This window comes from Candidatus Saccharibacteria bacterium oral taxon 488, from assembly GCA_010202645.1.
In the GTDB taxonomy this organism is placed as follows: Bacteria; Patescibacteriota; Saccharimonadia; order Saccharimonadales; family Saccharimonadaceae; genus Nanosynbacter.
The window spans coordinates 507,239-526,073 of sequence record CP047920.1 but is presented as its reverse complement, the minus strand read 5'-3'; the positions used below and the strand labels follow the sequence as shown (position 1 = coordinate 526,073).

19 protein-coding genes are annotated in these 18,835 nt (G+C 50.7%); 15 read left to right on the top strand and 4 right to left on the bottom strand.

Features of this window, described 5'->3' with window-relative positions; all coding sequences use genetic code 11:
• Nucleotides 1-38 precede the first annotated feature (38 nt).
• Nucleotides 39-533, top strand: a complete 495-nt coding sequence (locus GWK77_02855) for a hypothetical protein (protein QHU93098.1) — start codon at nucleotides 39-41, stop codon at nucleotides 531-533.
• A gap of 18 nt (nucleotides 534-551) precedes the next feature.
• Complete coding sequence (rmuC, locus tag GWK77_02850; protein QHU93097.1) at nucleotides 552-1,622, top strand: DNA recombination protein RmuC; 1,071 nt, start codon at nucleotides 552-554, stop codon at nucleotides 1,620-1,622.
• Between the two features lie 60 nt (nucleotides 1,623-1,682).
• Here rmuC and GWK77_02845 read toward each other — a convergent pair whose 3' ends face one another.
• Nucleotides 1,683-2,678 carry a hypothetical protein gene (locus GWK77_02845; GenBank protein QHU93096.1) on the bottom strand — a complete coding sequence of 332 codons (996 nt, stop codon included), beginning with the start codon at nucleotides 2,676-2,678 and terminating at the stop codon, nucleotides 1,683-1,685.
• Between the two features lie 56 nt (nucleotides 2,679-2,734).
• Here GWK77_02845 and GWK77_02840 point away from each other — a divergent pair, with 56 nt between their 5' ends.
• From GWK77_02840 to GWK77_02825, 4 genes are read left to right on the top strand one after another with little or no spacing between them, the layout of a single operon-like run.
• Nucleotides 2,735-2,971 carry a hypothetical protein gene (locus GWK77_02840; protein QHU93095.1) on the top strand — a complete coding sequence of 79 codons (237 nt, stop codon included), beginning with the start codon at nucleotides 2,735-2,737 and terminating at the stop codon, nucleotides 2,969-2,971.
• Nucleotide 2,972: 1 nt separating this feature from the next.
• The gene (gene pheS / locus GWK77_02835; protein ID QHU93094.1) at nucleotides 2,973-4,016 is read left to right on the top strand and encodes a phenylalanine--tRNA ligase subunit alpha; all 1,044 of its coding nucleotides are present in this window, start codon (nucleotides 2,973-2,975) and stop codon (nucleotides 4,014-4,016) included.
• A 30-nt stretch (nucleotides 4,017-4,046) separates the two neighbouring features.
• Nucleotides 4,047-4,973, top strand: a complete 927-nt coding sequence (locus GWK77_02830; GenBank protein QHU93093.1) for a hypothetical protein — start codon at nucleotides 4,047-4,049, stop codon at nucleotides 4,971-4,973.
• Nucleotides 4,963-5,433 carry a hypothetical protein gene (locus tag GWK77_02825; GenBank protein ID QHU93092.1) on the top strand — a complete coding sequence of 157 codons (471 nt, stop codon included), beginning with the start codon at nucleotides 4,963-4,965 and terminating at the stop codon, nucleotides 5,431-5,433. The genes GWK77_02830 and GWK77_02825 overlap by 11 nt, the downstream gene beginning before the upstream one ends.
• Here the strand turns inward: GWK77_02825 and cyaB are convergent, their stop codons facing one another.
• Nucleotides 5,434-5,994, bottom strand: a complete 561-nt coding sequence (gene cyaB, locus GWK77_02820; GenBank protein ID QHU93091.1) for a class IV adenylate cyclase — start codon at nucleotides 5,992-5,994, stop codon at nucleotides 5,434-5,436.
• 143 nt (nucleotides 5,995-6,137) lie between these two features.
• On the opposite strand from cyaB, the gene GWK77_02815 reads away from it, so the two are divergent.
• The 8 genes from GWK77_02815 (at nucleotide 6,138) to GWK77_02780 (ending at nucleotide 15,371) form a co-directional block, all read left to right on the top strand.
• A complete protein-coding gene (locus GWK77_02815; GenBank protein QHU93090.1) occupies nucleotides 6,138-7,850 on the top strand; it encodes a hypothetical protein in 1,713 nt (570 codons plus the stop codon).
• Between the two features lie 37 nt (nucleotides 7,851-7,887).
• Nucleotides 7,888-8,343 carry an HIT domain-containing protein gene (locus GWK77_02810; protein ID QHU93089.1) on the top strand — a complete coding sequence of 152 codons (456 nt, stop codon included), beginning with the start codon at nucleotides 7,888-7,890 and terminating at the stop codon, nucleotides 8,341-8,343.
• 23 nt (nucleotides 8,344-8,366) lie between these two features.
• Nucleotides 8,367-8,873, top strand: a complete 507-nt coding sequence (locus GWK77_02805; protein ID QHU93088.1) for a hypothetical protein — start codon at nucleotides 8,367-8,369, stop codon at nucleotides 8,871-8,873.
• An 18-nt stretch (nucleotides 8,874-8,891) separates the two neighbouring features.
• The gene (pheT, locus tag GWK77_02800; protein ID QHU93087.1) at nucleotides 8,892-11,405 is read left to right on the top strand and encodes a phenylalanine--tRNA ligase subunit beta; all 2,514 of its coding nucleotides are present in this window, start codon (nucleotides 8,892-8,894) and stop codon (nucleotides 11,403-11,405) included.
• Nucleotides 11,405-13,204: an ATP-binding cassette domain-containing protein gene (locus tag GWK77_02795; protein ID QHU93086.1), complete on the top strand. Its 1,800-nt coding sequence runs from the start codon at nucleotides 11,405-11,407 to the stop codon at nucleotides 13,202-13,204. The genes pheT and GWK77_02795 overlap by 1 nt, the downstream gene beginning before the upstream one ends.
• Nucleotides 13,205-13,318: 114 nt before the next feature.
• Nucleotides 13,319-13,909, top strand: a complete 591-nt coding sequence (locus tag GWK77_02790; GenBank protein ID QHU93421.1) for a hypothetical protein — start codon at nucleotides 13,319-13,321, stop codon at nucleotides 13,907-13,909.
• A complete protein-coding gene (locus GWK77_02785) occupies nucleotides 13,902-14,834 on the top strand; it encodes an FAD-dependent oxidoreductase (GenBank protein QHU93085.1) in 933 nt (310 codons plus the stop codon). Before GWK77_02790 ends, GWK77_02785 begins: the two co-directional genes overlap by 8 nt.
• 3 nt (nucleotides 14,835-14,837) lie before the next feature.
• Nucleotides 14,838-15,371, top strand: coding sequence for an inorganic pyrophosphatase (locus tag GWK77_02780; GenBank protein QHU93084.1), 534 nt, complete (start codon nucleotides 14,838-14,840; stop codon nucleotides 15,369-15,371).
• A gap of 329 nt (nucleotides 15,372-15,700) precedes the next feature.
• On the opposite strand, the gene GWK77_02775 is transcribed toward GWK77_02780, so the two are convergent.
• Nucleotides 15,701-17,224 (bottom strand): RelA/SpoT family protein, encoded by a 1,524-nt coding sequence (locus GWK77_02775; protein ID QHU93083.1) that lies wholly within the window; start codon nucleotides 17,222-17,224, stop codon nucleotides 15,701-15,703.
• A gap of 66 nt (nucleotides 17,225-17,290) precedes the next feature.
• Between GWK77_02775 and gap the strand changes: the two genes are divergently transcribed.
• A complete protein-coding gene (gene gap, locus GWK77_02770) occupies nucleotides 17,291-18,319 on the top strand; it encodes a type I glyceraldehyde-3-phosphate dehydrogenase (GenBank protein ID QHU93082.1) in 1,029 nt (342 codons plus the stop codon).
• A gap of 80 nt (nucleotides 18,320-18,399) precedes the next feature.
• Here gap and GWK77_02765 read toward each other — a convergent pair whose 3' ends face one another.
• Nucleotides 18,400-18,732, bottom strand: coding sequence for a hypothetical protein (locus tag GWK77_02765; protein ID QHU93081.1), 333 nt, complete (start codon nucleotides 18,730-18,732; stop codon nucleotides 18,400-18,402).
• Nucleotides 18,733-18,835 lie beyond the last annotated feature (103 nt).

Sequence of the window (18,835 nt, the reverse complement as noted above, 5' to 3'; positions counted from 1 at the left end):
TTGCGGTTTTATCAAGTTACTGCTATAGTTATAGTATTGTGAAGTGGTTTGAAAAAGTTTTTCACGAGGAAGAATCAGACTATATGTTTCCTGTGACGCCGGCGGTGTTCTGGCGAGTTGTCAGCAGCGGTATGATTGGCGGTGTCGTGACATGGCTGATCGCCCTGGCGCTCGATCGCTTTATCCTAAAGCAGATTATTTGCGGTCCGACGGCCGACCCGTCAATGTGTACGAACAGTGCGCAAATCGGTGCCTACGTTGCGCTGGTATTGGTCAGCGTTATGCTCGTACCAATTATCGCCCTCAATCGAGTTCGGCGGCCGCTGCTCGTGGTACTCGCGGCGGTTGGTGCACTGTGGGGTGTTGGCGTCTCGACTGCCGAGGCGTGGTGGTTGTCGCTGATGGTAACAACCGTGGCGTTTGGCTTCGTGTACGCAACCGCAATGTGGTTGAATCGTATTCGCGGTAATGCGGCAGCAATTTTATTTATGACACTGTTTGTGATTTTGGCACGAGTTGTCTTGGCTCTGTAATACCTGTACACTAAGAGTATGGAAATCATTATCATTATTCTCTTGGTTATTATCGTTATGGGTTTAGGCGCGATGCTGTTTGTGCTGCAATCAAAGCTAGGCGAGCTGAAGCAGCAATCATCGGTCGAGCTCATCAAAACTGACGTGGTGGAACTGGGGCGAACCATCGCCAAACTGAATGAATCAGTCAGTGATAAACTCGAGCGTAGTAACGCTCAGGTGCAAACCTCAGTCCAAAAGCAGTTGTCGGAAAGTGCCAAGTTGGTGGCCGACGTAACACAGCGGCTGGCCAAGTTGGATGAAACAAACAAGCGGGTGGTCGACGTGGCGACTGACCTGAAAACCCTGCAGAACGTCCTGCAAAATCCCAAGCAACGCGGCGTGTTCGGCGAGTTTTACCTGGAAAGCGTGCTGGATAATGTGCTGCCAGCCAAGCAGTTTCAGATGCAATATCGCTTCAAGGATGGCGAGATTGTTGATGCAGTTATTTTTCTAGACAAGGGGCAGATTTTGCCGGTGGATAGTAAGTTTAGCTTGGAAAATTACAACCGGATGATCAACGCCGAGACCAAAGCTGAGCGTGAGCTGTGGTTGAATAAGGTGAAGACTGATCTGAAGGGGCGCATTGACGAGACTAGCAAATATATTCGCCCGCGTGAGAACACCATGGACTTTGCCTTTATGTTTATTCCGTCAGAGTCGCTATATTATGACCTACTTATCAACAATGTTGGTGCGGGCGGTTCGAGTCGCGACTTGATCGAATACGCCTTTCGTGACAAGCGGGTGATCATCGTCAGTCCGACTAGCTTTTTGGCGTATTTACAGACGGTGTTGCAGGGTCTGAGGAGTTTACAAATTGAAGAGCAGGCCAAGGACATTCAGGTGCGTGTCGGTCAGCTGGGTGTGCATATCAAAAAGTTTGATGAGCTGATGACCAAGATGGGCAAGAGTCTTAGTACCACCGTCGGGCATTATAATAATTCGTATAAAGAGCTGGGCAAGATTGATAAAGACGTGGTGCGGATCGCTGGCGGTGATCATCAAGTGCAGCCAGAACTGATCGACCGACCGGCGCAGGAAGAATAATTGTCTCACCAAAAATCCCCGCCAAGCGGGCGGGGATACGGTAACTACCGAGGAAGAGAATTATTCTTCAACCTTATTGCGGTAGCCGATCAGCAGGAACAAGTTACCGCCGAGCGCTGCGCCAACGAGGGTTGCAGCGATTACCTCAAGGCTGAGGCGGGTATACATTTTTTCTGTTTTCTGTGCTGGTGCTGAGGCGTTTTGTAGCTGTGAGTTAGTCTTTTCAGTCACCGCCAGAGCAACTGCTGGGTTCAGTGTCGCACCGCTGATATACACTTCGCGTGGGTAGGTGCGCTGGTCTTTTGATTGCTGAGTTTGCCGAGTCGCATTTGCCTGCTCTTCTTGGTACTTTTGAACAGCAGCATTTTGGGCGAGTGGTAGCAATGCACCGCTAACGACGAGGCCAAGCGTCAATGACATACCGATGACTACGGCTCTGCTGGTGTTCTTGAGATCAGTGCGTGACAGGGCGGCGCTCACCCCGAACATAAAGACCGCCATACCGACGAGCTCGACGGCAAAGATCGCCCACGAGAAAGTGGTAAATTGGTCAAAGTTAATGACGAAGCTACCTGATGAAATTGCTCCCATCAAGACAACGGCAGCCATTGCGCCGAGAAATTGTGCTGCCCAGTAGAATGGTACGAGCACAGTTTTGAGTTTGCGCATGGTCCAGAGACCGAACGTGACAGCTGGGTTAATGTGTGCACCAGATATTGCACCGATACCGAGAACCAGCACGACAAGTGCGAGGCCAACGTAAAACGGTGTCATCATATATGCCGAGAACAAGGCGACTAGCGTCAAGATGAACGTACCAGCAACTTCGGCGAGTACGATATTGACGAGATTGCGCGGTAACTTGGTATCTAATTTTTTGCGCGGCGAGCTAGTTCTGACGGGTTTAACAGCAGTCGATTTGACCTCTGGTTTTTTCGTCTCAGCCTTGCTGGTGACGCGCGTTACGGTTGTTTTCGATGTAGCAGCTGCAGCAGTCGTCTTCTTTGGACTGGATTTTGCAGTCGCGGCCTTTTTAGTAGTCTTCTTCGTGGCCATAGTCCCTCCTTACTGTACTATTACTGCCATTATAACATATCTGCTATACTAAGGTTATGGGATTATTTGTAAATCAGAACGATCAGCGCAGTGAGCTGCAAGAGCGCATTGCGGCGGAACTACGCGAAAAGGCGAAAGCGTCGGGTCTCCAGGAAAAAGCCAGCCTAGACGGCGTAGAGGATGTAAAATATTTGGAAGATACGAAGCAGACGACGACGCTGGCACCGGCCTGGATTATAATTGTGATCATGGCGGCCGTGGTTGTCGGTATGTTTTTAATGCAGGGGCGATGACATGGAAACGTTAGAGGAAGTTCGATCACTATTATTATCGCGCGTAGCCGAGGCGGCTGAACCGCGCAGTGCGTTGCGGAGTGCGGAGCTGCGGGAGCTATATGGCACTATTGCGACGTTGCCAGCCGAAGAGCGCGGAGCGTTTGGTAAGAAAGTTAATGAATTGAAGCAGGAATTGGAACGGGCAGTTACGGCTCGTGAGAATGAACTATCGAAAGTTGACTTGCCGCCAATTGACGTGACAGCGCCGATGGACGTCAATGCCCCGCGCCCTAGTTTGCTGCCGAGCGAGCGCGGTACGATTCATCCATTGATGCGCGAGATTGACCGCATCTCTGACATTTTCAATCGCATGGGTTTCGTGACGGAAGAGTCGCGTGAAATTGACGATCAATTCCATATGTTCGAGAGCTTGAACTTCCCGAAAGGCCACCCAGCACGTGATGATTACGATACCTTCATGACCGAAGAGACTGACGCTAATGGCGACCGTTTGATCGCGCCGGCGCACACCTCGACCATGCAAAACCGCGTGTTGAAAAAATATCACGGCAATTTAGCAAACGGCGAGGCGATCGCTGCCATCGTGCCTGACCGGGTGTTTCGTAACGAAGATTTGGATGCACGGCACGAGCATACGTTCTATCAAGTTGAGGGTGTGTATGTTGCCAGAGGGGTCAATGTCGGCAACCTCATCGCGACGCTGCAAGAGTTTTTGCAGGAATATTACGGCAAGAAACTTGATGTGCGCGTCAATCCGTTTTATTTCCCGTTCACTGAACCGAGCTTTGAATTTGCGCTGAGCTGTCCGTTCTGTGAGGGCAAAAATCCGGATTGTAAAGTTTGCTCGGGCGAAGGCTGGATCGAACTCTTGGGCTGCGGCATGATTCATCCGAATGTGCTACGGGCTGCCGATATCGATCCAAATGAATACACCGGCTTTGCCTTTGGCTGCGGCATTGACCGGCTGGTGATGATGAAATACGGCATCGAGGACGTGCGGCATTTTGAGAGCGGCAAGCTGGACTTTTTGGAGCAGTTTTAATTAAGTCATTAGTCCATTCGGAGATATGTGATGATTAAACGCAACGTATTTCTATACAACATCACTAATCGTGATGATGAGGGATATGGTAGCTACCCGTTTGAGGATGCTCTACGTGATTTAATGAATCTTGAAGAAGACGATAGAAATTGGCAGTATAATCCAAATGACAATGAGTCATTCATGCGGCTCTTGCAGTTTGATAAGTTACATAAAACCAGCGAACTATCCAAATGCTATACTGGCATCATCGCCGTGTATGGGTCAAATGTGATTACTATAGGTAGGGACGATGATGATCTCGTCAAGCGCTATCCGCTGCCTGATGGGCAGCTGCCGGTACAGGTAGTGCATTTCCTGTACTATGCTGACAAGGGAATTATGGCGTTAGAATATAACCGAAATGTTGCCACAAACGTAAAGATCCTAGCGTATATAAACAATCGCGCAACAAAGCTCTCGCTTTCTGAAAAGCTAGCGTTTATCGGGACGGTGGTTTGCCATCCCGATGCCATCGAGTTAATCAGGCGGGCGCATCGTATAAAATCTGCGAAGATATTTGTTACTCGTGAAGCCATAGAGCACAATAATAAAATTAGCCAACTAGCGAAAAGTTTATTCTCCGCACCTTCAATCGATAATCATACCGATACGCTCGGCACGGTCGTTATCGATTTTCGGCCAAGCAGAGGTAAGTTTCTGTCTCCTGGCGCGTACATTGATCACTATGTAAAGGAATTTCCGGGTGTCGAAAAGCAGGTCTACGACGTTGAAATTGAAGAAGGTATGGAGGTGACGTCGGTTAATATTATGCAGCCTCAGTTTAAGAATACGATAGACTTGCCAGACAGCAGCATCGAAGACCGAGAAGAATATGACAACCAGGTTTTTAGTAAAATCCACGAGGTATATAAAGCGGCTACTGGCGTCATAGCGGGAGCGAACAATGCAGACTAGACGATGGAGCTCCATTGGGCTAGTGCTGATCATACTGGCGTTATTTTTTGGGGTGTCATTCGGCATGCAAGAGATTGTGAAGATGGTGAGGCCTGATATCATGAAGGTTAACCCGTGGGATGTATTTGAGGGCATAATAACCATCCCATCGTATATCGTTATTGTGTTATTAGTGTTGTTGCCGTCAGATGCTCGATATAACCTGAGGCTATCACTATTTCAGCGCTCTAGCTATGTGCGTGAAATTATTATCTCCGGCCTCCTGATCATTCTCGTGATGGCCGTAGTGGGATTTGTGGCGTACGACCCGACAGGCAGCCCGACCCGCAATCCTTGGAATGATTTTAATTGGGGTAATTATCTGAGCGTGATTTTTTGGGGAGTTATCATTTTTTTGTATAATGTACTGCTGCGATTGGGTGGTGGGGCGAGGCGTGGATTTGATAAAAACGTAGCTTGATTATCCCATACAAACATCTCGATAAGGCCGCGTGACAACTTCTGCCGACTCAAGGCCGAGCTTGGTTTCAATGTCACTAATCATCGCCAGCGCACTAGTCTCATCATCTGATAAAACCTCAACTTCCACGAACGTCCCAGCGTCTTTGATTTCGTCTATGGCCACCGTTGCCTGCGGAAAATCAGAGGACTGGAACGAGCGACGGTATTTGTTGACCTCGACCAGCCGCACCATGCCGAGATTTGCCAGTAGCTGTTTGGCGATTGCTGCGTCACCGGGCTGAATCGGTAGGTTTGTTTCGGGCTTAATAATTACATTATTCTCCGTATGTGTCGCAGTCGTCGTTGCAGGTTTGTACGTCACCTCGGCAAAACCATCGCGCTGGCGAATCCGTAAGCATTCAACCGTCTGCATAAAGTCGACATCAGGACGAGAATAATACGTGTCAATTTCGTGGAGATTACTCTGCAGTTCAAAACCGAGTTCTCGCAACTGCTTGATTAATTCTTTTGCGTCACCAGTTAATTGGCGTTTGCGTTCGATTTCTAATGGTATATCCATGTGGCTATTATACGGTAGGTTGGTATTATTTGTATTAGTTTTTGTCTCAAAAAAGCTAGCGATAAGACCTGGAAAGCAGTTGTGCTGCCACCCGAGGAATCCGAGCGCTTGAAGTTTTGTAATTAAATGATACAATATAGTTTATGAATGAACATATTTTAGCCAACAGTCATGAAGTTACCTCGGATAAAAATCACGACCATGAGTCAGTGTCCCATCAAATTCGTGAAGTTTTTGAGAGGTATAACCCCATGTACTTAAAGGAGCGAGCAGTATTAGATACGCTGTGTGAGTCGGCACAAGATATTATGTTGCCAGCTGATTTCTTTGATAGGATAAACCATTCTTATGATGACGGAAGTTTGATTGGTATCAAAATTGAGACAGGAAAAGTATGTCACTCTACGGAAACATTAGAGTTTACTGACAATATGGATGGGTTTGTCAAGCATTGCCATACAGGTAGTGCGAGTCTCGCTGATATCATGGAATATACACTAACATTAGCTCACTGTGCGCCAGAAACCGTGAAGTATCTTGATGTATATTGGAGTGATCTATTCGAAAAATCAAATTGGCCCACTCGTAAAACAACTGAGGAGCTTCGTGGTGACTGTCGCACATGGTTCGGAGAGCATGAACAGAAAGTGGCGACACTACTGCATGGGCCATTGACAAAAATAGTTGCTGATGCTGAAATACTTGATAAGTATGGTACGAATATTTTAGTGAATAGTACTGACAGGATGGTTAATAGACTACTGGGCGATGCCGAGAGGAGTATCAAGAGCTTACCATTTAGCGAAGCATGTCGCAATGATCTACTTAAAAAGGTGAAAGATGAGATCCTAGCGACTCTGAACGACGAGGATAATCGTAATATTTGGCTTGGCGTGTTGGAAGACGGGTTGTGGAGTGAGATTAGCTGGGGTGAGCAGGGCGGTGGCCTTTTATTGAAATACGATGATGGGTATAGCTACGAAGACGTCATTTCGTGGCTTAAAAAGAGGCGGAAGGTGTTACCTGAGGACTGGGAAGGTGGTGAAGATTTTAAGCAGCACGTCATGAGGCTTGAGCGGTGCGGTGAAGCGGTAGAAACTCTTGATAACATTGCCAATGCTCAGCTCGAGGAACTTGGTATCAGACTGAGCGAGCCTGATCATCGGCTGCCAAAAAGATCATGGGAGTTTCCCGAGGGTTCGCCTAGACAGAAGATGGCTAAAGATTATGAAGAGAGGTTTGACACCGTCAATTCACCAGAGGAGCTACGTCACGTAGTTGAGAATATCGACCCAGCATATAGCGAATATGTAAGAGAGCGGTTTGCTGATACGGTGAGAGCAGTGAGCGACCCGCAGGTGATAATTGACCGGTTACTTAATGAGGATCGGTACGATATCCGGACGAGAATTAATCCTTTGTGGATGCTGCGTAACACTCTTCAGACCTTATTACCAGAGGAATCAAATGACCTTGTACAAAAGTTTGGTATCGAGAAGGAAGTGGAGAAGTTGCGACGACATAATGATGATGTCTATAGCCAACTTGGCGAAGAGAAGTACCAGCGATTATCAGATGACAGCTTGGCGGCTGAGATTGCGTGTAGAATGATTGGCGATATGTGTGGTGATGATCATGAGCTATGCGATGCGATAATGGCGCGCGTGGCAGCCCATACGTATGAACAAATTCATAAGAAGCAGGGGGTTCCTGCGCGTAGTATGCTGGATCGCTTTGCGGTATTTATTAACCATACCAATAAGATCAAATTCCCTATAGACTTGCCTGATGGTGAGGCGGTTTTGCGGGCAATATCCCCAGATGAGACTACCTTTAGTCGTTGTATGCAGATCTAATTTTACTGATTTAGCATAAGTTTGATATAATGGACGCATGAACCATACAATTTTCGACGACATTGTATCAGGCACCGTAAAATCATGGAAGGTTTGGGAGGACGAGCAGTTTTTGGCGTTTCTCACGCCGTTTCCAAATACCCCGGGGGTGACGGTGGTCATTCCAAAGCACAACCCGGGCGATTATATTTTTGCAATTGACGAGACGCTATATCTGGAGTTTATGCGAGCAGTGCGTCAGGTGGCGCGGCTACTAGAACGGGCATTTGATACGCCACGAGTAGCGCTGGTGTTCGAGGGGACGGGTGTAGCGCATGTGCACGCCAAGCTGTATCCGCTACATGGCGACTTGGCGGGACGGACTGACGTCTGGGCGGAAAATGCAGAGTTTCATGAGAACTATCGTGGCTGGCTGACGACGACTGAGGGGCCGAGGATGGACGAGGCCGAACTAGACCGGATTCAGGCACAGATTATTGCTGCTCGGGAGTAATATTTAGTCAACAGGGCGAAATAATGAAGTGGCTCGGAGTTGTCGGTACGCGTGAAGTAAATGACACGATTCGCCGTGACATTGAACAGTTTATCGGGCAAAAGATTGCTGAAGGCGGCGGGATTGTGTCGGGCGGCGCTACTGGTGCTGATCATGAAGCGGCTCGGTTGGCGTATGAACATGGTCTGGGGGCGGTGCGGTTTCGAATATTTTTGCCAGTAAAATTGGAGCTGTATTGCCAAGCATTGTATGACCGTGCAGCCGTCGGCAAATGTCGCCAAGATGATGTGATTGCGACGGTCGCTCTTTTGCGAGACATTGCCAAACATCGGCCAGGAGTACTGCGCGATGCTACTGATTTTAATGAAGTTAACGCTGATTCATTTCATGCGCGTAATTGTCAAATTGTTGACTTGGCGGACGAACTGGTGGCGTTTCGGGTCAACTATAGCCCTGGCACGACGTTTACAATTGATCAAGCTCAAGAAAAAGGTATTCCCGTCAAGGTGTTTGACTACACCATTGATTAGAATGGTATACTGATATATATGAAAGTCAGCCTAAATCTTATCAAACAATTGATTAATTTTGAATTACCGCCGGTGGATGAGTTGGTGGCGCGGGTCAATCAGCAGCTTGGTGGCGTCGAGGAGGTGATTGATCTCAAAGCCAAATACGGCGGTGCGCGGATCGTCCGGGTGGTTGAATGCGCCAAGCACCCTAATGCTGATCGGCTGAGCGTGACCAAGATTGATGATGGCGGTGTGGTGGCGGGCGTACCGCGCGATGATAATGGTCTGGTGCAGGTAGTCTGCGGCGCGCCGAACGTGCATGCGGATATGTGGGCGATTTGGTTGCCGCCAAAAAGCACGGTGCCAGTAAGCTTTGATGACGACGAGCCATTTGTGCTGGACGCGCGACCGCTGCGTGGCGTGCTCAGCCAAGGTATGTTAGCGGCGGCGGACGAACTGGATATCGGTACGGATCACGAGGGAATTGTTGAGATTCATGAACACGACGTGCCGGCGGGAGTTGAACTCACGGCAGGTGCTCGTTTCGCGGAAATGTTTGGGCTGGATGACTATATATTGGACATTGAGAATAAGATGTTTACGCACCGGCCGGATTGTTTTGGGCAACTCGGCGTGGCGCGCGAGATTGCTGGGATTTTTCATCAGCAGTTTACTAGTCCTGAGTGGTACAATGTGATTCAAGAATTTGCTGGTGGCGACGGTCTCGAGCTTGAAATATTCAATGAGGCGACTGAAGTAGTGCCGGTGTTTTCAGCGGTAGCCATCAAAAATATTGAGGTGCAGCCAAGTCCGTTGTGGCTGCAATGTCAGTTGGTGGCGATGGGCGGCAAACCAATTAACAACATCGTCGATGCCACGAATTATATGATGCTCATGACGGCACAGCCAACGCATGCCTATGACTATGACAAATTGCGTGGGCGTACGCTCGGGGCGCGGCTGGCTCGTGACGGCGAGAAGGTCAGCCTGCTCAACGGTAAGGACTACGAGTTGACGAATGACGACATCGTCATCGCTGATGGCGAGGGTGTGATAGGTCTCGCGGGAATTATGGGCGGTGCTGACACTGAAGTCTCAAATGGCACGAAAAACATCATCCTCGAATGTGCTAATTTTGACATGTATGCGCTGCGCCGCACAGCCATGCGCCATGGTATTTTCACCGATGCGCTGACGCGGTTTAATAAGGGTCAGTCACCGGCACAAACCGACCCCGTCCTCAAACAATTGATGGGTATGGCGGGTGGTGTCCAGGCCAGTCCCGTGCTGTTTAAGAATCATCAGTCTCTGCGCTCCGTATTGGCTGGCGGTACGCACTGGTGCGGCGGGTTGTTGGTGCCAAGTGGATTTGTTGAAGAGCGGCTCGGCGTAAATTTTGCTGATGGTGAAATGAATACGCTACTAGGAAACGTTGAGTTTTTCGTTGATGAAGGGCGCGAGTATGGTGAGGACGGCATGATGGTCTACAGCCCGTTTTGGCGCACCGATATTGAGCTGCCTGAGGATATCGTCGAAGAAGTTGGCCGGCTGTATGGCTTTGATAAATTACCGCGTCAATTACCGCATCGCAGCATTAAACCCGCGCCAAAAAATTTGCGTCGTGAATTGAAAAACGCCGTTCGCCGTAGTCTATCGCGTGCCGGTGCCAACGAAGTCTTGACCTACAGTTTCGTTCACGAATGCATCCTAAAAAATGCCGAGCAGGACGTTGCTCAGGCATACAAATTATCAAACGCCCTCAGCCCTGATTTGCAATATTACCGCTTGACGGTGCTTCCGAGTTTGCTGGACAAGGTCCACGCCAATATCAAGGCCGGGCATGATGAATTTGCTTTGTTTGAAATGGGTAAGGGCCACAGCAAAATGCATGGCCTAGGCGAAGATGGCTTGCCAGTAGCCAGTCAGTTTACGGATATCGTCTACGCCGCTAAAAAGCCAGGAGCGGGCGCGCCGTTTTATGTGATTCGTCGCTTGGTTGAGCAGTTGGCGCGTGACCTTGGTGCTGAGCTGGTATTCAAGCCAATTGAAGAGGAGCTTAATTTCCCAGTCACGGCACCGTTTGACCAGTCGCGTAGTGCACTGATTGAGACAATCGACGGGCAATTCATCGGTATGGTTGGCGAACTGAAGCAGTCGGTCATCAAGAATTTCAAATTGCCAGCGTGCGTAGCGGCGGCCAGCCTGGACACAGCTGGTTTGGAGGCCATTTACGCCAGGCACGACAGTCATTACCAGCCGCTCAGTCGCTATCCATCAACGACGCGCGATGTCTCGCTCAAAATACCATCCACTGTCAAGTATCAGCAGCTACTGCAGACGCTGGACGAGGTTGTGCAGGACGTTGATATGGCGGTGCGAATTGAGCCACTCACTATTTACCAGTCTGAGGATGATGCGGCGCAGAAAACAATAACATGGCGGCTGACGTTTACCTCGCATGAGCGGACGTTAGTGGACAAGGACATCACGCCAGTGATGCAGCGAATCGAACAGATAGCCAAAGATAGATGGGGCGCTGAAACAGTCTGATGAAGCCGCTAATCCACATGCTCCGGTATGCGCGCGGTATGGGCAGATACTACGTCGGGGTTAGTATCAGCTCGGTTGTCGTGGCACTGACCGGCATCGCGGTGCCGTTCGTGATTTCGCGGGCGACCAACTTGATGGTTGAAGTGGTTGAGGGCGGCGCGGTAGGAATTGAGCAGGCGATTTTTTTGGCGCTGGTGCTGCTGGCGCTTGACGTGACGAATACGATGGTGCGAAACCTCGGCGGTTACTGGGGCGACGTGATGGCCACGCGGCTCAAGCAACAGCTGTCGACGCGGTACTATCATCACTTGCTTGGCTTGCCGCAAAGTTATTTTGATGGCGAGCTGACTGGGACGATTATCAATCGCCTCAACCGGGCGATTACCGAAACGACGAATTTCCTGAACATGTTTGCCAATAACTTTTTCCAAATGCTACTCACGACGGGTATCACCATCGGTATCGTTCTGATGTACAGTCTGGAGCTGGCGGTAATGGTGGTCATTATGTACCCGCTATTTATGTGGCTGACGGCGCTGACCAGCAAGAAGTGGCAGGCCTTTCAGAATCGTAAAAATCACGAGACAGATATGGCCAGCGGTCGGTTTGCCGAGGTGATCGCCCAGATTAAAGTCGTCAAAAGCTACGTTCGCGAGTCGCTCGAATATCGTCATTTCGCCAAGCGCTACCGCAAAACGATTGCTATTACGCGCAAGCAATCGCGCTACTGGCACAGCATGGACATCGTGCGCGGCGTGGTGTTGTCGGTCATTTTCTTTATGATTTTTGCCTACATTTTTGTGCAGACGACCGAGCGGCGTTTTTCGATCGGCGATATGGTGCTGTTGATCACGCTGATTAATAATTTGCGGATGCCGCTGTTTAACATGAGTTTCATCGTTGATAATTTCCAGAAAGCTCTGGCTGGGAGTCGGGATTTTGTTGGTGTGATGACGCTACGCCCAGCAATTGAAGATGTGCCTCACGCGCCGGAATTAGTCGTGAGCCGCGGGGCAGTCGAGTTTCGCAACGTCTCGTTTCGCTACGCCTCTGCTCCGCAAAAACCAGTGTTGACCGACATCTCGTTCACGCTTCGTCCCGGTGAGCATGTTGCTCTCGTCAGCGAGTCGGGTGGCGGCAAGACCACCTTGACGAATTTACTGATGCGCCTATATCAGCCAGATAGTGGCGAGATTACCATTGACGATATGGCCATTGACGCGGTGCAGCAAAAGAGTTTGCGCCGTCATATCGCCACGGTATTTCAGGAGCCAGCGCTCTTTTCTGGCACAATTCGTGAAAATATCGCTTATGGCGCCGACGAGCCGACGGATGAGCAGGTGATCGCCGCTGCCAAGGCCGCCAACGCGCACGACTTTATCAGCGGGCTTGATAAAGGGTACGATACACAAATTGGCGAGCGTGGCCTCAAACTGTCTGGCGGTCAAAAACAGCGCATCGCCATCGCGCGGGCGGTACTCAAGGATGCGCCGATTCTCATTCTCGACGAGGCAACAAGCAACCTTGACAGTAAGAGCGAGCACCTAGTGCAGCAGGCGCTGGAGCGGCTGATGAAGGGGCGAACGACGCTGATTATCGCTCACCGGCTGAGTACCATCGCTACGGTGGATCGGATCGTGACGCTAAAACATGGCCGGGTCGACGAGATCGGTACGCCGAAACAGCTGGCGAAATCAGGCGGCATTTATGCTGATTTACTCAAGCTACAGCGGACAGCCGGTGTGGGGATTGATGATGAGCTGGCACGTTATGACATTGCGGCCGAGAGGAAACATTGATATAATTTCAAGGTAAGATAAAGGAGGATTATGGCAACGAGGGGACAGCGATTCGGTATATGGATCATCACGGGGACATTAGCGGTTGGGACAATTGGCGGGTTCATCGCCATGATGGTGCAGCCAGGCAATGACGCCAAAGACCAGGCCGAGCTGAAGCAGGCGCAAGAAGATTATAAAAAAGCAACCACGGAGTGGCAAAAGAAAGTTGACGCTCAGACGGCGGAATTGAACAGTAAATATCACGGCAAGTTTTCGGGATTTAGTACGCGAGTCGGCGCGTTTGAGGCTGCTGGCGTGAAGGAGCTAGGCAAAGAAGATTTGATCGTGGGTGACGGCGCGGAGGTCAAGGGTGACACCAAATTTGCGGTCTACTACATCGGTTGGAATGCCAAGGGTGAGATTTTTGATCAGTCAATCAACAGCGGTAAATTGAAAGCACCGTTTGCGGTAAACGGCCCAGCACATACGTCGGTGATTCAGGGATGGAAAGAAGGGCTGATTGGTATGAAAATTGGCGGTGTGCGTGAATTGACAATTCCGGCGGACAAGGCTTATGGCAATAAGAGTCAGGGTGATAAAATTCCTGCTAATTCGCCACTCAAATTTGTGGTAATGGCTATCGAGAAACCGGCGGAGATTCCACGGCCGGAGATGCCAGAAGTTATCAAGCGATATTATAGATCAAGGGGGTTGAATGTCTAAGGAGGTTATCATTGTCGGCGCTGGCCCAAGTGCGCTGACGGCCGCAATTTACCTGTCGCGCGAAGACGTGCCGACGACGCTATACGAACGCGGCGTGGTTGGCGGTATGGCGGCTATCACCGACCAAATCGATAATTATCCAGGTTTCGCCGAGGGCGTGACTGGGATGAAATTGGCGTCCGAGCTGCAGCAACAAGCTGAGCGGTTCGGTGCGGAGATTGAGTACGGTGATGTCACGGCCCTGAAGCAAGTTGACGGCGAATTGGAATTGACGGTCGATGGTCAGCCGGTGCGCGCCAAAGCGGTGCTGCTGGCGACTGGCTCAAATCACCGCAAGCTGGGCGTGCCAGGCGAAGATGAATTGTATGGTCGCGGCGTACACTACTGTGCAACGTGCGACGGTGCATTTTACCGCGACAAGCGCTTGATCGTCGTTGGCGGCGGCAACTCGGCGGTGCAGGAAGCGATATTTTTGACTCGCTACGCCAGCCACATTGACCTGTTGGTGCGCAGTAAATTACGCGCCAGCGATGTCCTACAAAAAGAGTTACAAAAATATGTTGATGAGGGTAAAATTACCGTCCACCTTGGCGCAACCACCGACGAAATTATCGTCAAAGACGACAAATTTTACGGTGTCAAATCGACTCAGAACGGCGAGCAGAAAGAGTTTACCGCAGACGGTTTGTTTGTCTTTATCGGCTTGATTCCGAACACACAGTTTTTGGCAGACTCAGGTGTTGAACTGGACCTCGGCGGACACATCATCACCGACGAACATTTGCACACCAATGTCCCCGGCGTCTTTGCCTCGGGCGACGTACGTTCGGGCGCAACCATGCAAATTGCTTCGGCGGTCGGCGAGGGTGCGGTCGCAGCCTTGCAGATTCGTGAATATTTACAAGAAAAAGCCAGAGAGGAGTAGATCATGGCGGATTTTAATCAAGTATTAACCCCGGGAAACTATCAGGACGGCGAAATCACCGTTGTCGTGGAGATTCCGGCTGGGTCAAATCATAAAATTGAATGGGATCGGAAAGTTGGCGTTATGCGGCTGGACCGGGTTGATCCGGCGATTTTTGCCAAACCGACTAATTATGGTTTCATTCCGCAGACATTGGATGAGGACGGCGATGAGTTGGATGTGCTGTTGGTAACAGACACGCCGCTAACGACTGGGCTGGTGGTCGAGGCGCGAATCCTTGGCGTGATGAAGTTTGTCGATGACGATGAGGTTGATGATAAAATTATCGCGGTGCCGAGCGACGATCGCCATAATGGTAACGCCATTCAGTCGCTGGAGGATTTGCCGGCGCAGCTGATTAAGCAAATTGAATTTCATTTTAATCACTATAAGGATCTGAAAAAGCCAGGTTCGACCATTGTCAAAGAATTTGCCGGCGTTGATGCTGCCAAGCAGGTTGTGGCGGCAGCGATTGAGCGCTGGAACGAGCAGGCGTAATACTATCTTGTAAAGCAAAGCGACATCGCGTCTCACCAAAAATCTGGTATGCGTATTTGTTGCGATGTGACCGTCAGCCTTTCTGGCAAGTCGATAGCTCTGCGGACGGCCGTTGCCGGATGCATTCGACTTGGAGGAGACGGCTGGAAGCCGAACCACGGCAGCCGCTCCACCGTCCTCCGCCAGAGCACACTCTTCGCTCAAATCTCCACTGGAGATTTCTCGCGAGCGTTCGGCTGAAACGTCCGCTACTCGCGAACGTTTCACAGTCTCTGGCGGAGGAGGCGTCGCGGCTGCCACAGTCTCTGGTATGAGGGTGAGTGTTTTGCTTACCGTCGAAACAGCGACGAAACGCCGTCAGTTAAGCCGGTTAGATGTGCTAGTACGCCGCCGCTTTTTGATAATTGCATGCGTAGTTTAGTCTTGGCATGCGGCGTGATGACCATGTCGCGCCAGGCTGGTTTGGGTTTGGCGGATTTGCTGGTCAAGACTTCGACGACGTCGCCGTGTTGTAATTCATAGGTAAATGGTTTCATGACGCCATTGACCTTAAATCCGCTGGCATGTGCTGCAATGTCGGAATGAATGCGATATGCGTAATCCAGCGGGAAGGCGCCGCGCGGCAAATCGTAAATATCACCTTTGGGTGAATAGACAAAGATCCGATCCTTAAACAACTTCATGCGGAATTTTTCTGAATCAAAGGCCTTGCCTTCGCGGGCCCGAGCTGCCGTCTCCTGCAGGTCGCGAATCCACGCCAAATCCGTCGGTAGCGCAGCGATTCGCCCCTGCCGGTAGGCGTCAGACATCTTTTGCTCGTTGTAATGAAAGCTGGCCGCCAAACCACGCTCGGCATACTCGTGCATATCTCGGGTGCGGATCTGGAACTCGACGATCTGCCCGGTCGGCGTCTGGACTGTCGTGTGTAAGCTCTGGTAGCCGTTCGGTTTGGGATTGGCAACGTAATCTTTGATGCGCTCGTACAGCGGCTGGTACATCTCATGCAGTACGCCCAATACCAGATAGCCAGTCGCTAAATCATCAACGATGATGCGTAGGGCGATGAGGTCGTAAATCTTATCAATATCGCCAACACGGTCGAGCTTCTTAAACAAGCTATACACGCTTTTGACCCGGCCATCCATCTCGAACTGCAGACCCTCGCTCTGGAGGCGCGCCGTAACGTCGCGGCGGACCTTGGCGAGTTTACGCTGGCTTTTCTTTAGGCGGCTATCCATCAGGCTCTTGGTGCGCTGGAAATCCTTGGGCATCAAGAATCGGAAACTGAGCTCTTCTAATTGTACGCGGACGCGCCCCATATTCAGCCGATCTGCCAACGGCGCAAATACCTCGATCGTCTCGCGAGCAATTTTCTTCTGCTTGTCGCGCGGCATATATTGAAGCGTGCGCATATTATGCAGCCGATCCGCCAGCTTGATAATAATCACCCTGATGTCCTCGCCAACCGCGATCATCAGTTTGGCGAGGTTGTCCTTGGTGTGCGGCAAATAGCTATCAAGGCTGCGCATACCAGCACGCGCCTGCGAAACCTTGGTTACGCCGTCAACCAGAAAGGCAATGTCGCGGCCAAACAAACTTTCTAATTCATCCAGTGTCGCATCGGTATCCTCGACCGTATCATGCAGCACGCCAGCGATCACCGTGTCGATATCCATACCCCATTCCACTAAAATCCCAGCCACTGCCAGCGGGTGTGTGATGTAGGGTTCGCCGCTCTTGCGTTTTTGGCCGGCGTGTTTTTTGGTAGCGTAGTCAATGGCGCTATCTAACACCAGTACTGGCACTTCATCGTACTGCGGTGCCGCCAGATGTAGTAATTCCTCGCGCGTCATGGTTTCATTATACAACTTTGTAGTATAATTAGGAAAAAGCTAATGCTACTCGGGAGGGATACTTGTATGGCGATAACGAAAATAGCAATTAATGGTTTTGGACGGATTGGGCGCAGCGCCTTTAAGATCGCACGTGAGCGCAGCGACGTGGAGATCGTAGCGATCAATGACTTGACAGATACCAAGACGCTGGCGTACCTGCTCAAACACGATAGTAATTACGGGGAATATGGTCGCCGGGTTGATGTTACAGAGGATGAACTCATTGTTGACGGGAAACCTGTCAAAGTGCTGGCGGAAAAGGATCCAACAAACTTGCCGTGGGGTGAGATGGATGTTGATGTAGTAATTGAATCGACCGGGTTTTTTACTGATAAAGACGGTGCGGGCAAGCACTTGACTGCCGGCGCTAAGCGCGTGGTTATCAGCGGGCCGACTAAATCTGACGGCGTTGATACCATTGTCCTCGGTACGAATGATAGCAAGATCAAGGGCGCAACACCAATCATTTCTAACGCCAGCTGTACGACCAATAGTTTGGGCGCGGTGATGGCAATTCTGGATGCGGAGTTTGGCGTGGAAAAATCAATGCTGACGACGGTGCATAGCTACACTGCCAGCCAGCGCCTGCAGGACGCGCCGGCCAAGGATCTGCGCGAGGGTCGCAACGCGGCCGAGAACATCGTGCCGACAACCACCGGTGCGGCCATCGCCGTGACGAAAACCCTGCCGCAGCTAACCGGCAAGTTCGACGGCCTCAGTGTCCGCGTACCGACGCCGGTGGTGTCGCTCAGTGACGTGACGGCACTGCTACGGCGCGACGTGACGGTCGAGCAGGTGAATGAGGCGTTCAAGAAAGCCGCCGCTGATAGTTTCTATCAAGGGATCTTGGGCGTCAGTGAAGAGCCGCTGGTCAGCCGCGACTTTATCGGTAATTCACATTCCGGCATCGTTGACCTGTCACTGACCAAGGTCGTTGGTGGCAATATGGTGAAAATCATGGTCTGGTATGATAACGAGTGGGGGTACTCTAATCGCCTGGTCGAGCTAGTAGCGGACGTCGGCCACTACCTCCAGCAGCCAGCGATGTCATAAGTTCTATAGCATAAGTTCAGTGATGTGAGTGGGGCGGGAGATACGAAAAATCGTGTCAATCCCGCCCCCGCACCTCAGTTTTAGAGTCTTCCTCCTTTCTTGCGTCGGGGGAGGTGGATGTAGTCATCCACCAGTGCAACTATGGCCGCGACGGCCATAGTCCCTGCAGCTGTGAGGCCGGCCACGGTGAAATAGTCTGGCACATCAGCGAATGGTCTGAAAAAGGGTTCTAGCCACGGCGGGGTAGCCCTTCCTCTTTCTAGTAGCGTGCCTATTCTACAAAACGCCGTGATACCTAGTGTCGCCATAGCCATTCCTGAGAGTCTGACAAAGGTATCTCCCGACGCGGCAATCGCCAGACTTGCCCCTGCGGCGGTGAAGACGACAATGATAACAAGCAAAACCTCAAGCACGAGGTACCCCTTTCCACTTGTTGAGGTGCGGCCGTTCCGCGCCTCAAGCCACCGTAGGTATCCGACCTGCGGTAGCGAAGCGCAGTTGACAAAACTTACGGTA

Coding starts and splice junctions, on each gene's coding strand:
- rmuC (QHU93097.1), top strand. CDS start 552: ATGGAAATCATTATCATTATTCTCTTGGTTATTATCGTTATGGGTTTA.
- GWK77_02845 (QHU93096.1), bottom strand. CDS start 2,678: ATGGCCACGAAGAAGACTACTAAAAAGGCCGCGACTGCAAAATCCAGT.
- GWK77_02840 (QHU93095.1), top strand. CDS start 2,735: ATGGGATTATTTGTAAATCAGAACGATCAGCGCAGTGAGCTGCAAGAG.
- pheS (QHU93094.1), top strand. CDS start 2,973: ATGGAAACGTTAGAGGAAGTTCGATCACTATTATTATCGCGCGTAGCC.
- GWK77_02830 (QHU93093.1), top strand. CDS start 4,047: ATGATTAAACGCAACGTATTTCTATACAACATCACTAATCGTGATGAT.
- GWK77_02825 (QHU93092.1), top strand. CDS start 4,963: ATGCAGACTAGACGATGGAGCTCCATTGGGCTAGTGCTGATCATACTG.
- cyaB (QHU93091.1), bottom strand. CDS start 5,994: ATGGATATACCATTAGAAATCGAACGCAAACGCCAATTAACTGGTGAC.
- GWK77_02815 (QHU93090.1), top strand. CDS start 6,138: ATGAATGAACATATTTTAGCCAACAGTCATGAAGTTACCTCGGATAAA.
- GWK77_02810 (QHU93089.1), top strand. CDS start 7,888: ATGAACCATACAATTTTCGACGACATTGTATCAGGCACCGTAAAATCA.
- GWK77_02805 (QHU93088.1), top strand. CDS start 8,367: ATGAAGTGGCTCGGAGTTGTCGGTACGCGTGAAGTAAATGACACGATT.
- pheT (QHU93087.1), top strand. CDS start 8,892: ATGAAAGTCAGCCTAAATCTTATCAAACAATTGATTAATTTTGAATTA.
- GWK77_02795 (QHU93086.1), top strand. CDS start 11,405: ATGAAGCCGCTAATCCACATGCTCCGGTATGCGCGCGGTATGGGCAGA.
- GWK77_02790 (QHU93421.1), top strand. CDS start 13,319: ATGGTGCAGCCAGGCAATGACGCCAAAGACCAGGCCGAGCTGAAGCAG.
- GWK77_02785 (QHU93085.1), top strand. CDS start 13,902: ATGTCTAAGGAGGTTATCATTGTCGGCGCTGGCCCAAGTGCGCTGACG.
- GWK77_02780 (QHU93084.1), top strand. CDS start 14,838: ATGGCGGATTTTAATCAAGTATTAACCCCGGGAAACTATCAGGACGGC.
- GWK77_02775 (QHU93083.1), bottom strand. CDS start 17,224: ATGACGCGCGAGGAATTACTACATCTGGCGGCACCGCAGTACGATGAA.
- gap (QHU93082.1), top strand. CDS start 17,291: ATGGCGATAACGAAAATAGCAATTAATGGTTTTGGACGGATTGGGCGC.